The organism is Streptomyces sp. NRRL S-495 (genome assembly GCF_000966955.1).
GTDB classification, from domain to species: Bacteria; Actinomycetota; Actinomycetes; order Streptomycetales; family Streptomycetaceae; genus Kitasatospora; species Kitasatospora purpeofusca.
Window position 1 is genome coordinate 1 of the sequence record NZ_JZWY01001134.1, and the last position, 289, is coordinate 289.

General features: G+C 76.1%; 1 protein-coding gene. It reads right to left on the bottom strand.

The features are described from left to right. On the bottom strand, positions 1–289 hold a 289-nt coding region (locus VR45_RS39855; RefSeq protein ID WP_045944863.1), incomplete at both ends, for a histidine kinase dimerization/phospho-acceptor domain-containing protein.

Below are 289 nucleotides of genomic sequence, written 5' to 3' on the forward strand. Positions count from 1 at the left end.
GACACCGGTGGCACCGGCGACGACGGTGATGACGCGCCCGGTGCGTTGCCGGAATCGGTCCGCGCAGTCCTCGGCCGCCGCCGCCAGGTCCAGCGGCACCGGGTCCTCGTCGGCCTGCCGGTCGGTGGCGAGCTCGACCAGCTCGCGCACCAGCTCGTCGAGCGCGACGCTCTCCGCGACCAGGGTGCCGAGGATCTGCTCCTCGTCCTCGGGCGCCAGCCGGCCCCGGGCCCGCTGCAACAGCTCCGCGCTCCCGCGCAGCGAGGTGAGCGGGGTGCGCAGCTCGTGG